Genomic DNA, 13,358 nt, shown 5'->3' with positions numbered 1-13,358 from the left:
GAAACCGGCCCGCGGGTCGTACGTGCTCTGCGGCCCGCGGGCCCCGGGTGCGGCACTCACGGGTTCACCTCGAAAGCGCGTGCGACCTTCGTCCGGTCGGGGTCGGCCAGTGCCGCCTGGATATCTTCCTTGCGGCCGTTCTCGATGAAGTGGTCGATCTTGACTTCGATGAACACCGCGTCCGCGCGGACCGCGACGGGCCCGTCCGGGCCGCCGATCCGGCCGGTGGCGGTGCAGTAGATCTTGCGACCGTGCACGGCCACGGCCTCCGCGCTCAGGTGCAGCACCGTGTCCACCGGCACCGGGCGGACGAAGTCCGTCTCCAGCCGTCCCGTCACCGCGATGACCCGCAACAGCCAGCCCAGGCCGCCCAGCGTCTCGTCCAGGGCCGTGGCCAGCACGCCGCCGTGCGCCAGGCCGGGGGCGCCCTGGTGGGCCTGCTTGACCCGGAACTCGGCGGTGACACTCACGCCCTCGCCGGCCCTCGTCTCCAGGTGCAGCCCGTGCGGCATGCCGCCGCCGCAGCCGAAACAGTGCTCGTAGTGCGACCCGATGACCTCTCCGGGCGCGGGGGCTTCGGGGTGCCGCACCGGGGGCCCGGCGTCGGCCGGCGGTGTCAGCGCTGTCGTTCGTCCACTCACAGGGGCTGACCTTACCCGCGCGGGCGGCACCCGGTCCTGTCCGTGCCAAGCTTGTGCGTATGCAGCCTTACGAAGAACGCCTGACCGCGCCCCGTTCCTGGTGGTTCATCGCGGTTCTCGCCGGTATCGCCATGGCGCTGATCCTGCTGCCCCTGGGCACCCTGCCGATGCTCGGCGGCCTGGTCGGCGGCGGGGCGATCGCGGCGGTCGCGGTCAGCTCGTACGGCTCCGTCCGGATCCGGGTCGTGGGCGGCGCGCTCGTCGCGGGGGACGCGAAAATCCCCGTCGAGGCGCTCGGGGTGCCGGAGGTCCTGGACGCGGAGGAGGCCCGCGCCTGGCGGACCCACAAGGCCGACGTCCGCGCGTTCATGCTGCTGCGCGGGTACGTGCCCACGGCGGTGCGCATCGAGGTCACGGACCCTGCGGACCCGACCCCCTACCTCTACCTCTCCACACGCTCCCCCGAGCGCCTGGCGGCCGCCCTGACGGCCGTACGGGCCTGACGCCCGGCGGCGGCTAGCCGGGCAGTGCGGGCGGCCCGTCCCAGGGCACCTGCCTGGTCCGCAGGTCCTTGCGGACCTTCTCGGCGAGTCTCTTGGTGTCGCGGCGGTTCAGCACGGCGCCGACGGCCGCTCCGATCATGAAGGGCGCCAGGTTCGGCAGGCTGCGGAACGTGCGCTTGAGGATCTGCTGGCGCAGCTCGCGCCTGAGCTGGCCGCCCAGCGCGGCGTTGACCGTCAGGGGGGACGTGACGTCGATGCCCCTCTCGTCGGCCCACGCGCCGAGGTAGGCGGTGGCCCGCTGGCGTACGGTCCCGGGCGCCGGGACGCCGTACACCTCGTGCAGCTCGGCGATCATCTTGAACTCCACGGCGGCGACGCCGATGATCTCCGCCGCCAGCTCGGCGGGCATGGCGGGCGGCACCGGCAGCATCGCCGCCGCGCCGACGCCGGCGCCCACGGTGGACGTGCCGTACACGGCGCCGGCCACCAGCTTGTCCGCCAGCTCCTCCGGGCCGAGGCCGGGGAACTGGATGCGAAGGGTCGCGAGGTCGCGCACGGGAATGCGCGGGGCGTTCGCGATGATCCGGTCGGCGACGGCGGTGAGACCCGCCCGCGCTCCCCGGCCGCCCTGTTTCACCTTCTGGGTGCCGCGGCCGACGACAGCCGCGAGCGAGGCCTTACGGCCTCGCTCGACGCTCGGGTTCACACCCTTCCCGGCCGAACCGCCGGGTGCGTTCTCGGCAAGCCCGCCGACCTGCTCGGGCTGCCGGGAACGCCGCTTCCGGAACGGGGTCGAGCCTGCCATCGCAGACCCTGCCTCACTCGCAGTCGCGGCAGATCGGCTGGCCGTTCTTCTCTCCGGCCAGCTGGCTGCGGTGGTGCACGAGGAAGCAGCTCATGCACGTGAACTCGTCGGCCTGCCGGGGCAGGACCCGTACGGACAGCTCCTCATTGGAAAGGTCCGCGCCGGGCAGCTCCAGGCCCTCCGCGGCTTCAAAGTCGTCGACGTCTACCGACGAGGTCGACTTGTCGTTCCGCCTGGCCTTCAGTTCTTCGATGCTGTCCTCGTTGACATCATCATCGGTCTTGCGTGGGGTGTCGTAGTCCGTTGCCATGTCGCTCTCCCCCTCTGGGTGTCTGCGGTGTCTCCAGCGCACGTAACGCGTGAGAGGCCGGACTTGTGCCCGACCCGAGGCGGAGATTTTGCCTCACATCAAGGTCTGTTACTCAATCGACACCCAATCGCACACCTGAAGAGGTGATGGGGATGGGTGGCGATCGGGACCGTACACGGCCGGGAAGCCGGGTGCGGCCGCACCATCTCGTGTACTTCCCGTGATCAGGACCCCCGGAAACCCCCATTTTTCAGGCGTTCCCCGGGCTCTTTCGGTCACGGAGAGTAGATGGCCGGAAGTCTGCGCATGTGACTGAACACACACAGCCACAGCATCGGTCGGAATGGGAAAATTCCGCCCAAAGCGAACCAGTGGCCGACCTATTGTCGCAGACTCTCCGGCCCCGGTCAGGTCGGAAGCACCACACGCATCACCAGGCCACCACCTTCGCGGGGTTCGGCGGTGATCCGCCCGCCGTGCGCGCGGGCCACCGAGCGAACGATGGACAGGCCCAGGCCGACGCCCTTGTCGCTGCCCGTACGCTCCGTACGCAGCCGGCGGAAGGGCTCGAAGATGTTGTCCAGCTCGTACGCGGGGACGACCGGGCCGGTGTTCTCCACCACCAGCACCGCCTGCCCCGGCTGCCCCTCGGTGGTGACCTCCACCCAGCCGTCCGGGGTGTTGTAGCGCACGGCGTTCTGCACCAGATTCAGCGCGATCCGCTCCAGCAGCACGCCGTTGCCCTGCACGACCGCGGGCTGCCGGGTGCCCCGCAGCTCCACGCCCTTGGCCTGGGCCTCGGAACGGGCCTGGTCGAGGGCCTGGGAGGCCACCTCGGCGAGGTCCACGGGCTTGCGGTCCACGATCTCGTTGTCGCTCCGGGCGAGCAGCAGCAGGCCCTCCACGAGCTGCTCACTGCGCTCGTTGGTGGCCAGCAGCGTCTTGCCCAGCTGCTGGAGCTCCGGGGAGACCGCGGGGTCGGAGAGGTGGACCTCCAGCAAGGTCCGGTTGATCGCCAGCGGGGTGCGCAGCTCGTGCGAGGCATTGGCCACGAAGCGCTGCTGTGCGGTGAACGCCCGCTCCAGCCGGTCGAGCATCTCGTCGAAGGTGTCCGAAAGCTCTTTCAACTCGTCGTCCGGCCCGCCCAGTTCGATGCGCCGGGTCAGGTCCGTGCCGGCGACGCGGCGGGCGGTACGGGTGATCTTGCCCAGCGGCGAGAGGACCCGGCCGGCCATGGCGTAGCCGAAGGCGAAGGCGATCACGGCGAGCCCGAGCAGCGCCAGCAGCGACCGGCGCAGCAGCGTGCCCAGGGCCTGGGCACGCTGGTCGAGCATGCACTGCCGGAGGATGTCGTTCGCCTGGTCGGCGGTCAGGCCCGGGCTCTTGAGGTCGGGGCAGGTGTTGCCGGTGACCTGGACCTGGCTGCCGTTGACGAGCTTGATCAGGGGCTCGCTGCCGACGCTCAGCGCGTTGGCGGCCAGCAGATAGATGATCGTCAACAGCAGGACGCCGGCCATCAGGAACATCCCGCCGTAGAGCAGGGTGAGCCGTATGCGGATGGTCGGGCGCAGCCAGGGGAACGGGCGCACCACCGGCTGGCGGGGGTCCCAGGTGGGCTTCGGCGGGGTGGCCGAGGGCCCGGCCTGCGGGGGCGTGGGGGGTGCCGGGGTGGCGGGGGTGGGTGGCATCGCGGGTCAGATCCGGTATCCGGAGCCGGGAACGGTGACGATCACAGGGGGCTCCCCGAGCTTGCGGCGCAGCGTCATCACGGTGACCCGCACGACGTTGGTGAACGGGTCGGTGTTCTCGTCCCAGGCCTTCTCCAGCAGCTGCTCGGCGGAGACCACCGCGCCCTCGCTGCGCATCAGCACCTCCAGCACGGCGAACTCCTTGGGCGCCAGCTGGACCTCCTTGCCCTCGCGGAAGACCTCCCGGCGGTTGGGGTCCAGCTTGATGCCGGCCCGCTCCAGGACGGGCGGCAGGGCGACGGTCGTACGCCGGCCCAGGGCCCTCACGCGGGCGGTCAGCTCGGTGAACGCGAACGGCTTGGGGAGGTAGTCGTCGGCCCCGAGCTCCAGGCCCTCCACGCGGTCGCTGACGTCGCCGGAGGCGGTCAGCATCAGCACGCGCGTGGGAATGCCGAGCTCGACGACCTTGCGGCAGACGTCGTCGCCGTGGACGACCGGCAGGTCACGGTCGAGCACGATGACGTCGTAGTCGTTGACGGCGATACGCTCCAGGGCGGCGGCCCCGTCGTACACGACGTCGACGGCCATGGCCTCCCGGCGCAGTCCGGTGGCTACGGCGTCTGCGAGCAGCTGCTCGTCCTCGACGACGAGTACGCGCACGGCGCTGTTCCTTCCTGTTGAGCCCTGATGGGCGGCTTGGTTGAACCCCGGTGGGTCACTCCATCCTGCCTCGGATGTCGATAAACCGGCCGTAAGGGGTGGCCTGCGGCCAGGAGGGGAAGGGATTCCGGATTGCTCGGCGATCGCAGGTTTCCCACGCGGCGCGGGTGGGGAAGACGTCTGCACACCCGCGATCACGCTTCTCCGTACGTATACGCGTACGCGGATACCCACGCACGTGATCGTTTTCGCCGTGGCACACCCCCGTGCCGCCTATCCACGACGAGGGGGCGCAGCACCATGGACGCGTTCACTGCCGGCATTCTGCAGCGCATAGAGAGCACCCGGTCCGACCTGGACCACGCCCGCCGGACGGGCGACGACTACCTCGCCGACGTCGAACAGGCGGAGCTGGAGGACCTCCACCGCCTGGCCGCCGAGCACGGCGTACCGATCAGCGCCGCCTGATCCCACCCGGGGCCCCGCCCCGGCCGCGGTCCTCGGACGCCGTACGGGCTGGATCCTCAGCCCCTACGGCGTTCGACGTCGCCCCCCGTACCCGGCTCAGTCGTGCCAGGCGCCCAGCGCCTCCAGGCGGCCCTGGAGCGGTTCGAAGAGCCCCGGCGGCGCCGCCACGGTGAGCTCGCCCGAGGCCTCGGAGCCCGGGCGTCCACCCGTCATCGCCCCCGCCTCGCGCGCGATCAGCGCCCCGGCCGCGAAGTCCCACGGGTTGAGCCCCCGCTCGTAGTACGCGTCCAGCCGGCCGCAGGCCACGTCGCACAGGTCGATGGCGGCCGACCCGCTGCGCCGGATGTCGCGCACCTCCGGCAGCAGCGAGCGCACCACCTCCGCCTGCGCGGCCCGGCGGGCGGTCAGGTAGCCGAAGCCGGTGCCGAGCAGGGCCTGCTCGAAGGCCGGCGCGGGCCGGCACCGCAACGGCCGGTCGCCCATGAACGCGCCCTGCCCGCGCACTGCCCGGTAGGTCTCGCCGCGCACCGGCGCCGCCACGACCCCGACGACCGCCTCGCCGTCGATCTCGGCGGCGATGGACACGGCCCAGGCCGGCAGCCCGTACAGATAGTTGACCGTCCCGTCGACCGGGTCGATCACCCACCGCACGCCGCTGGTGCCCTCGCTGCTGGCGCCTTCCTCCCCCAGCAGGCCGTCGTGCGGGCGCCGCTCCGTGAGGAAGCCCGTGATCAGCTTCTCGGCGGCGATGTCCATCTCGGTCACGATGTCGATGGGGCTGGTCTTGGTGGCGGCCACGCCCAGGCCGGCCGGGCGGCCGTCCCTCAGCATGGTGCCGGCCCGGTCCGCGGCCTCCAGGGCCACGGCCAGGAGTTCGGCCATCAGGGTGTCGCTCACGGTGCAGGTGCTCCTTACGCGTACGGACTGTCGGCGCCCGCGGCGGCCGGGCGCGGCGCGCGGGCCGGGCAGCAGCCCACGGGGCAGAGGTCGTGGGCGGGCCCGAGGGCGCCCAGCGCGCAGCGCTCGGGCAGCTCGCCCCGTTCGCTCGCGGCACGCTCCAGGACCATCTCGCGCACGGCGGCGGCGAAGCGCGGGTCGGCGCCGACCGTGGCGGCGCGGGCCACCGGCAGACCGAGCTCCGCGGCCTTGGCCGTGGCTTCGGTATCGAGGTCGTACTTGACCTCCATGTGGTCGGAGACGAAGCCGACCGGCACCATGACCACGCCCGGCGCGCCCTGGCCGTGCAGGCTCTCCAGGTGGTCGCAGATGTCGGGCTCGAGCCAGGGGATGTGCGGGGCGCCGCTGCGCGACTGGTAGACCAGGCGCCACGGCCGGTCCACGCCGGTCTCCTCGCGCACCGCCTCCGCGACGAGCCGGGCCACGTCCAGGTGCTCGGCGACGTACGCCCCGCCGTCGCCGTGGCCCTCGGCCGGGCCGGAGGTGTCCGCGGCGGCCGTCGGGATGGAGTGCGTGGTGAAGGCCAGGTGCGCCCCGGCCCGTGCGTCCGCGGGCAGCCGCGCCAGCGCGGCCAGGGTCGACTCGGCCATCGGCCGGATGAAGCCGGGGTGGTTGAAGTAGTGCCGCAGCTTGTCGACGCGCGGCAGGGGCAGGCCCTCGGCCTCCAGTGCGGCCAGCGCGTCGGCGAGGTTCTCCCGGTACTGCCGGCAGCCGGAGTAGGAGGCGTAGGCGCTGGTGGCCAGCGTGAGCACGCGGCGGCGGCCGTCGGCGACCAGCTCGCGCAGGGTGTCGGTCAGATACGGCGCCCAGTTGCGGTTGCCCCAGTAGACCGGGAGGTCCATGCCCTGGGCGGCGAAGTCCTCGCGCAGGGCGCGCAGGAGCTCGCGGTTCTGGTCGTTGATGGGGCTGACGCCGCCGAAGAGGAAGTAGTGCTGCCCGACCTCCTTGAGCCGCTCGCGGGGAATGCCGCGGCCGCGGGTCACATTCTCCAGGAACGGGACGACGTCGTCCGGTCCTTCGGGCCCGCCGAAGGAGAGCAACAGCAGGGCGTCATAGGGGGCGTGGGCTGGCTGATCCGACATGGCTCCGATCCTGCCACCCGGCACTGACAGCCGGAAATGCGAGTGCGTCGAGCGAACGTCCGGCCGTAAGCTGTATCGGCTACCTACGTCCCTTACGGCACCCTCGTCCCGTCCCCCTCCGAGCTCATGGGAGCCGTCCTTGTCCAGTCCGTACAGTGCGATATTCGCCGCCCCCGGCACCAAGGGCTTCGCCGCCGCGGGCCTCCTCGGCCGGCTGCCGCTGTCCATGCTGGGCATCGGTGTCGTCACGATGATCTCGCAGCTCACGCACCGGTACGGGCTGGCGGGTGCCGTCGCGGCGACCCTCGCGCTCTCCGCGGCCCTGCTCGGCCCGCAGGTCTCACGCCTGGTCGACCGGCATGGGCAGCGGCGGATACTGCGCCCGGCGACGGCCGTCTCCCTGATGGCGGTGGCCGGGTTGCTGGTGAGTGCGCACCAGCGGTGGCCGGAGTGGACGCTGTTCGTCTTCGCGGCGGGTGCGGGCTGCGTGCCGAGCGTGGGGTCGATGGTGCGGGCCCGCTGGGCGGCGATCTACAGCGGCTCGCCCCGCGAGCTGCACACGGCCTACGCCGCCGAGTCCGTCATCGACGAGGTGGTCTTCATCGTCGGCCCGATCCTGTCGATCGGCCTGTCCACGCGGTGGTTCCCGGAGGCGGGTCCGCTGCTGGCCGCCTGCTTCCTGGCCGCCGGCATCCTGTGGCTGACTGCGCAGCGGGCCACCGAGCCCAGGCCGCATCCGCGCGGTGACCACGGGGGCGGTTCTCCCCTGCGCTCCGCCGGGCTGCAGGTCCTGGTGGTCGTCTTCGTGGCCACGGGCGCCCTCTTCGGCTCGGTCGAGGTCGTCACCGTGGCGTTCGCCGAGGACCAGGGCCACAAGGCGGCGTCGAGCCTGGTGCTCGCCGTGTACGCACTGGGCTCCGGCCTGGCGGGGCTGGTCTTCGGCCTGCTGCACCTCAGGGGCGACGCCGCACGCCGCTGGGTTCTGGGCGTATGTGCGATGGCCGTGAGTATGATCCCCCTCCAACTGGTCGGGAACCTGCCGTTCCTGGCCGTGGCGCTCTTTGTCGCGGGCCTGGCCATCGCGCCGACGATGGTGACCACGATGGCCCTCGTCGAGCAGCACGTACCGCGCGCGAAGCTGACCGAGGGCATGACCTGGACGAGCACCGGGCTCGCGGTCGGGGTGGCGCTCGGCTCGTCGGCCGCCGGCATGGTGGTGGACGCCGCCGGTGCCGGGGCGGGGTACGCGGTGCCCGGCACGGCGGGGCTGCTCGCGGCCGCCGGCGCGTTCCTCGGGTACCGCCGGCTCCGGCCGGCGCCTGAGCGGGTGGGGGTTGGCGCTGATGACCGCGACGACAAGGACGAGGACGAGCAGTGCCTGGCGTAACTGGGCGGGCAATGTCACCGCCCGTCCCCAGCGGACGGTGGCTCCGGCCACGGCGCGGGAGCTGGCCGACGCGGTCGTGCGGGCCGCCTCGGACGGACTGAAGGTGAAGGCGGTGGGCACCGGTCACTCCTTCACCGGCGCCGCCGCCACGGACGGCCTGCTGATACGCCCCGAACGGCTGACCGGCGTTCGCGCGATCGACCGGGCGGCCGGGACGGTGACCGTCGCCGCGGGCACGACACTCAAACACCTGAACACCGCGCTGTCGGCCCACGGTCTGTCGCTGACGAACATGGGCGACATCATGGAGCAGACCGTCTCGGGGGCCGTCAGCACCGGCACCCACGGCACCGGCCGCGCGTCGGGCTCGCTCGCCGCCCAGATCACCGGCCTGGAGCTGGTGACGGCCGACGGCTCGGTGCTGACCTGCTCCGCGCGCAAGAACGCGGACGTCTTCGCGGCGGCCCGGGTGGGCCTGGGCGCGCTCGGCGTGATCACCGCGATCACCTTCGCGGTGGAGCCGGAGTTCCTGCTCAGGGCCCGCGAGGAGCCGATGCCCCTCGGCCGGGTGACGGCGGAGTTCGATCAGCTGGTCGCCGAGAACGAACACTTCGAGTTCTACTGGTTTCCGCATACCGAAAGCTGCACCACCAAGCGCAACAACCGCAGCGCGGGCCCCGCCGCGCCGAACGGCCGCGTCGGCGCCTGGGTGGAAGACGAGCTGCTGTCCAACGGCGTTTTCGGGGCCGCCTGCGCGCTGGGCCGGGCCGTGCCGGCCGCCGTCCCCGGCATCGCCGCTCTCGCCGCCCGGGCGCTGTCGGCCCGTACGTACACCGACGTGCCGTACAAGGTCTTCACCAGCCCCCGGCGGGTCCGCTTCCTGGAGATGGAGTACGCGCTGCCGCGCGAGGCCGCGATGGCGGCGCTGCGGGAACTGCGGGAGGTCATCGAGCGCAAACGGCTGCGGACCGCCTTCCCCGTAGAGGTACGGACGGCCCCGGCGGACGACATTCCGCTCTCCACGGCTTCCGGGCGGGAGACCGCCTACATCGCCGTACACATGTACAAGGGGACACCGCACCGGGCGTATTTCACGGCGGCCGAGCAGATCATGACGGCCCACGGGGGCCGGCCCCACTGGGGGAAGCTGCACAGCCGTGACGCGGCGTATCTGGCCCGCGTCTACCCGCGTTTCGCGCGGTTCCGTGCGGTGCGGGACCGGCTGGACCCGCACCGCGTCTTCGGCAACGACTATCTGCGGCGCGTCCTCGGGGAGTGAGGCCGCCGGTGGCCGGGCCTACGAGGCCGTGCCGGCGACGGTGCCCGCACCCGTGCCCGCCGCCGCGTTCTGGCCCGGCGGCGGTGCGGCGGACTGGCCGCCGACGGTACCGCCGGTGCCCTGGCCACCGGTGGTGGTGCCCTTGCCGTCGTCCCCGCCCTTGCCGCCGCCGGGCGACGGGCTGGGGCCGGGGGTGCCGGGGTTCGGCGACGGCGAGGACCCGCCGCCGGCGGGCGGGGAGGGCTTCGGCCCCGGCGACTGCTTGTCGGTACCGCCGCCCTGCGAGGCACCGGGAGAGGGCACCGGGCCGTGGGTCCCGCCCGTGTCCTCGTCGCCGCCCTGGGAACGGCCGGGCCCCGGCGAGCGCGAGGGATCCCGGTCCTGCTCCTGCTCCTGCCTCCCGGGCTGGAACAGGCGGCTGACCGTCGTGCCGTCCTTGCTGCCGTCCGCGCTGGAGCCGGAGACCAGCTCCACGGCGGTCACCGTGCCCATCGCCAGCGCGAAGACGGCGGCGGCCGCCAGGAGCGGGCGCTTCCAGCCGCGCAGCCTGGTGCCGTGGGTCGTGCCCTGCGTGTACTCCTCGGAATGGCCGTGGAAGTGCGCGTGATCAGGTGCGCCGGTGTACGCACCGGCGTGCGCCTCTGGTTGCGCCGGGTTTGCACCCGGGTCGGGCGCCTGGTGCGGATGGTGCCTGCGATCCTCGGCCCGCGGCGGCACCCGGGCCGCTTCGACCGTGCCCCGTACGGGAACCCGGCGAAGCCCGGGCTCCTGCGGGAGCGTCGCGTCGCGGAACTGCTCACCCGTACGTTTGAACACGTGGTGAAAAACTGTGCCACCCGTGGTGGCCACCACGCTGACAACACCGGCACCAATCACCGTGCCATATACACCGAGTTTGCCTGCGAGCAGCGCGGCAATCACCGCTGCCAGTGCACTGCCGGACACTTGTGCGACGCTCAAGTCGAGACGCTTCCCCTGGGGTTTTGCCTCGCTTTCGGCTTTGTCGTCCATCTCCAGCCCCTGTTGGTCCCTTCGGTCCCTCTTGTAGTCAGAAGAGACATTCGAGCCTAACGAACAGTTCCGGATCAGGCGATTGTGTGAACCTCGCCACCCACGGGTAGGCGCTCCGCCACAAGGGGCGCATTTCAACTCCCTTGTCCCAGGTGAACTTCGCTGGCGCGCCGATCCACCCCCAGTGGCCCGAATGGAGTACTGTGACGAGCCCTGGCCCCAATATCCCGTCCGGCTGCCCGGAACGAACCGGACCCAACGGGAGGGGCCCGGGCGGCTCTGGCCCCGTCAACTCGGCAATGTTGTGGCAGGCTGCTACCCGGGCAGGCCACACTCGACTAGCGGAAGCAGCGACGCAGGTGACGTCGGCAGGCACCACCCGGGAGGTCCCCATGCCCGAACTGCGTGTCGTGGCAGTCTCCAACGACGGCACACGGCTGGTGCTCAAGGCTGCGGACAGCACGGAGTACACGCTTCCCATCGACGAGCGGCTGCGTGCCGCCGTGCGCAACGACCGTGCGCGTCTCGGCCAGATCGAGATCGAAGTGGAGAGCCACCTCCGCCCCCGCGACATCCAGGCCCGTATCCGGGCCGGAGCGTCGGCGGAGGAAGTCGCGCAGCTCGCGGGCATCCCCGTGGAGCGGGTCCGGCGCTTCGAGGGCCCCGTCCTCGCCGAGCGCGCGTTCATGGCGGAGCGGGCCCGCAAGACACCCGTGCGCCGGCCCGGTGAGAACACCGGCCCGCCGCTCGGCGAGACCGTGGCGGAGCGGCTGCTGCTGCGCGGCGCGGACAAGGAAACCGCACAGTGGGACTCGTGGCGCCGCGACGACGGCACCTGGGAAGTCCTGCTCGTCTACCGCGCGGCCGGTGAGCCGCACGCGGCCAGCTGGACCTACGATCCGCCGCGCCGGATCGTTCAGGCGCTGGACGACGAGGCCCGGGCGCTCATCGGCGAGACCGACGAAACGCCCGAGCCGAGCTTCCCGTTCGTGCCACGGATCGCACGGCTGCCGCGCGACCGGCCGCTGGACCGCTCCCTGGACCGGGACCGGCAGACGTCCGCTCCCCCCACGGATCCGGAGGCGTCCTCCGACGAGGCGCCGGCGGAGGAGCCCGCCAAGGAGCGGGACTCGCTGACGAGCCTGCTGGAGGCGGTGCCCAGCTTCCGGGGCGACATGGTCGTGCCGGAGAGCGCCACCACGGCTCCGATCGCCGCGCCGGCCTCCGAGCCGCCGCCCGAGGATGCGGACGCCGTGGAGCCGCCGGCCCCCGCCGCCAGTGCGGGATCCGCGTACGCCGATGTGCTCATGCCCCGTTCGGTGGCCGGTCACCGCGACCGCCTGACCGGCACCACGGACCGCCAGGCCGAAGCGGACGGCGTCCGGCCGGGCCGCCGCGCGGCGGTCCCGAGCTGGGACGAGATCGTCTTCGGCACCCGCCGCAAGAAACAGGACTAGCCGGGGTCACGCCCCCGGGGTGGGCTCGGCCGAGCCCACCCCGGGGGCGGCACCTCAGCCCGGCTGCGGGCCCGTGGCCACCGGCCGGCCCGGGTCGGAGGACCATTCGCTCCACGAACCGACGTACAGGCTCGCCGGAATGCCCGCGATCGCCAGCGCGAGCACCTGCTGGGCGGCGGAGACGCCCGAGCCGCAGTAGACCCCCACCTCCGCACCGCCCGACGCGCCGAGCGCAGCGAACCGTTCCGCGAGCTCCCCGGCAGGACGGAAGCAGCCGTCGGCAGTCACATTGCCGGTTGTGGGCGCGGAGACCGCGCCGGGGACATGGCCGGCGACGGCATCGAGCGGCTCGACCTCTCCCCTGTAGCGCTCCCCCGCCCTGGCGTCCAGCAGCAGTCCCCGGCGCGCCAGCTGCGCCGCGCCGTCCGCGTCGAGAAGCGGCAGCGCGCCCGGCTCCGGCTCGAAGTCGCCCTCGGCCACCGGCGCCACCTCCGCCGTCAGCCGCCCGCCCCACGCCGTCCACGCGGCGAGCCCGCCGTCGAGCACCCGTACGTCCGGGTGCCCCGCCCAGCGCAGCATCCACCAGGCACGGGCGGCGGCCCAGCCCAGCCCGTCGTCGTACACGACGACCGGGCGGTCCGAGCGGACTCCGGCGCGCCGCATCGCCGCGCCGAACTCCGCGAGATCGGGCAGCGGGTGACGGCCCCTCGGTCCCGCGGGCCCCGCCAGTGCGGTCTCCAGGTCCACAAAGACCGCGCCGGGGATGTGCCCGGCCTCGTACTGCGGCAGGCCGGGCGGGCCGCCCGGCCGGTACCGGATGTCCAGGAGGGCCGGCGGCTGCCCGCCGTCCGACGCGCTCGCCCATTCCTTCGCGGTGATGATGGTGTCCATGACCCCATCCTGGCGCAGCCGGCGCTGCGCCGAATGGCCCCCTGGCCAGACCCTGCGATGCTGATCGATACTGGACCGCAATGGCGCGGGCGGGGAAGCGGACGCGAATGCGGGCATTCTCCTGCGGGAACCCATGAAGTCCGGCGCGGCCGGGGGGCGTCTCACGACAGGTGGTGCAAACATCTGGTCGGGCACCGTCCTGTACCAACCCCGCGCGCG

14 protein-coding genes are annotated in these 13,358 nt (G+C 72.6%); 5 read left to right on the top strand and 9 right to left on the bottom strand.

Going from position 1 to position 13,358, the window contains the following annotated elements; genetic code table 11:
* Positions 1–56 precede the first annotated feature (56 nt).
* Positions 57–641 carry a PaaI family thioesterase gene (locus AB0F13_RS03880; protein WP_362074695.1) on the bottom strand — a complete coding sequence of 195 codons (585 nt, stop codon included), beginning with the start codon at positions 639–641 and terminating at the stop codon, positions 57–59.
* 59 nt (positions 642–700) lie between these two features.
* On the opposite strand from AB0F13_RS03880, the gene AB0F13_RS03875 reads away from it, so the two are divergent.
* On the top strand, positions 701–1,144 hold the full coding sequence (locus AB0F13_RS03875) for a DUF3093 domain-containing protein (RefSeq protein WP_362074692.1): 444 nt from the start codon (positions 701–703) through the stop codon (positions 1,142–1,144).
* 13 nt (positions 1,145–1,157) lie between these two features.
* On the opposite strand, the gene AB0F13_RS03870 is transcribed toward AB0F13_RS03875, so the two are convergent.
* The 4 genes from AB0F13_RS03870 to AB0F13_RS03855 all read right to left on the bottom strand — a co-directional run bounded on the left by AB0F13_RS03870 (position 1,158) and on the right by AB0F13_RS03855 (position 4,607).
* Positions 1,158–1,949, bottom strand: a complete 792-nt coding sequence (locus tag AB0F13_RS03870; protein WP_362074689.1) for a hypothetical protein — start codon at positions 1,947–1,949, stop codon at positions 1,158–1,160.
* A 13-nt stretch (positions 1,950–1,962) separates the two neighbouring features.
* Positions 1,963–2,259, bottom strand: coding sequence for a DUF4193 domain-containing protein (locus AB0F13_RS03865; RefSeq protein ID WP_361895416.1), 297 nt, complete (start codon positions 2,257–2,259; stop codon positions 1,963–1,965).
* Positions 2,260–2,666: 407 nt separating this feature from the next.
* A complete protein-coding gene (locus tag AB0F13_RS03860) occupies positions 2,667–3,947 on the bottom strand; it encodes a HAMP domain-containing sensor histidine kinase (RefSeq protein WP_362074686.1) in 1,281 nt (426 codons plus the stop codon).
* A gap of 6 nt (positions 3,948–3,953) precedes the next feature.
* On the bottom strand, positions 3,954–4,607 hold the full coding sequence (locus tag AB0F13_RS03855) for a response regulator transcription factor (protein ID WP_362074683.1): 654 nt from the start codon (positions 4,605–4,607) through the stop codon (positions 3,954–3,956).
* A gap of 300 nt (positions 4,608–4,907) precedes the next feature.
* Here AB0F13_RS03855 and AB0F13_RS03850 point away from each other — a divergent pair, with 300 nt between their 5' ends.
* Positions 4,908–5,075: a hypothetical protein gene (locus AB0F13_RS03850; RefSeq protein ID WP_177337439.1), complete on the top strand. Its 168-nt coding sequence runs from the start codon at positions 4,908–4,910 to the stop codon at positions 5,073–5,075.
* 96 nt (positions 5,076–5,171) lie between these two features.
* Here AB0F13_RS03850 and AB0F13_RS03845 read toward each other — a convergent pair whose 3' ends face one another.
* The gene (locus AB0F13_RS03845) at positions 5,172–5,972 is read right to left on the bottom strand and encodes an inositol monophosphatase family protein (RefSeq protein ID WP_362074680.1); all 801 of its coding nucleotides are present in this window, start codon (positions 5,970–5,972) and stop codon (positions 5,172–5,174) included.
* A gap of 14 nt (positions 5,973–5,986) precedes the next feature.
* Positions 5,987–7,114 (bottom strand): ferrochelatase, encoded by a 1,128-nt coding sequence (locus tag AB0F13_RS03840; protein ID WP_362074677.1) that lies wholly within the window; start codon positions 7,112–7,114, stop codon positions 5,987–5,989.
* A 139-nt stretch (positions 7,115–7,253) separates the two neighbouring features.
* Between AB0F13_RS03840 and AB0F13_RS03835 the strand changes: the two genes are divergently transcribed.
* Both AB0F13_RS03835 and AB0F13_RS03830 read left to right on the top strand, forming a co-directional pair.
* Positions 7,254–8,501: an MFS transporter gene (locus AB0F13_RS03835; protein ID WP_362074674.1), complete on the top strand. Its 1,248-nt coding sequence runs from the start codon at positions 7,254–7,256 to the stop codon at positions 8,499–8,501.
* The gene (locus AB0F13_RS03830) at positions 8,458–9,780 is read left to right on the top strand and encodes a D-arabinono-1,4-lactone oxidase (protein ID WP_362074671.1); all 1,323 of its coding nucleotides are present in this window, start codon (positions 8,458–8,460) and stop codon (positions 9,778–9,780) included. Before AB0F13_RS03835 ends, AB0F13_RS03830 begins: the two co-directional genes overlap by 44 nt.
* Positions 9,781–9,798: 18 nt before the next feature.
* On the opposite strand, the gene AB0F13_RS03825 is transcribed toward AB0F13_RS03830, so the two are convergent.
* A complete protein-coding gene (locus AB0F13_RS03825; protein ID WP_362074668.1) occupies positions 9,799–10,596 on the bottom strand; it encodes a hypothetical protein in 798 nt (265 codons plus the stop codon).
* A gap of 587 nt (positions 10,597–11,183) precedes the next feature.
* Between AB0F13_RS03825 and sepH the strand changes: the two genes are divergently transcribed.
* Positions 11,184–12,248 (top strand): septation protein SepH, encoded by a 1,065-nt coding sequence (gene sepH, locus AB0F13_RS03820; protein ID WP_362074665.1) that lies wholly within the window; start codon positions 11,184–11,186, stop codon positions 12,246–12,248.
* A 54-nt stretch (positions 12,249–12,302) separates the two neighbouring features.
* Here the strand turns inward: sepH and AB0F13_RS03815 are convergent, their stop codons facing one another.
* Positions 12,303–13,139 carry a sulfurtransferase gene (locus tag AB0F13_RS03815; RefSeq protein WP_362074662.1) on the bottom strand — a complete coding sequence of 279 codons (837 nt, stop codon included), beginning with the start codon at positions 13,137–13,139 and terminating at the stop codon, positions 12,303–12,305.
* Between the last annotated feature and the right edge of the window lie 219 nt (positions 13,140–13,358).

Origin of the sequence: Streptomyces sp. NPDC026206 (assembly GCF_040638465.1) — a bacterium.
Classification (GTDB): domain Bacteria; phylum Actinomycetota; class Actinomycetes; order Streptomycetales; family Streptomycetaceae; genus Streptomyces.
This window is presented reverse-complemented; position numbering and strand designations above follow the sequence as displayed.

Coding starts and splice junctions, on each gene's coding strand:
- AB0F13_RS03830 (WP_362074671.1), top strand. CDS start 8,458: ATGACCGCGACGACAAGGACGAGGACGAGCAGTGCCTGGCGTAACTGG.
- AB0F13_RS03815 (WP_362074662.1), bottom strand. CDS start 13,139: ATGGACACCATCATCACCGCGAAGGAATGGGCGAGCGCGTCGGACGGC.
- sepH (WP_362074665.1), top strand. CDS start 11,184: ATGCCCGAACTGCGTGTCGTGGCAGTCTCCAACGACGGCACACGGCTG.
- AB0F13_RS03860 (WP_362074686.1), bottom strand. CDS start 3,947: ATGCCACCCACCCCCGCCACCCCGGCACCCCCCACGCCCCCGCAGGCC.
- AB0F13_RS03865 (WP_361895416.1), bottom strand. CDS start 2,259: ATGGCAACGGACTACGACACCCCACGCAAGACCGATGATGATGTCAAC.
- AB0F13_RS03875 (WP_362074692.1), top strand. CDS start 701: ATGCAGCCTTACGAAGAACGCCTGACCGCGCCCCGTTCCTGGTGGTTC.
- AB0F13_RS03850 (WP_177337439.1), top strand. CDS start 4,908: ATGGACGCGTTCACTGCCGGCATTCTGCAGCGCATAGAGAGCACCCGG.
- AB0F13_RS03840 (WP_362074677.1), bottom strand. CDS start 7,114: ATGTCGGATCAGCCAGCCCACGCCCCCTATGACGCCCTGCTGTTGCTC.
- AB0F13_RS03870 (WP_362074689.1), bottom strand. CDS start 1,949: ATGGCAGGCTCGACCCCGTTCCGGAAGCGGCGTTCCCGGCAGCCCGAG.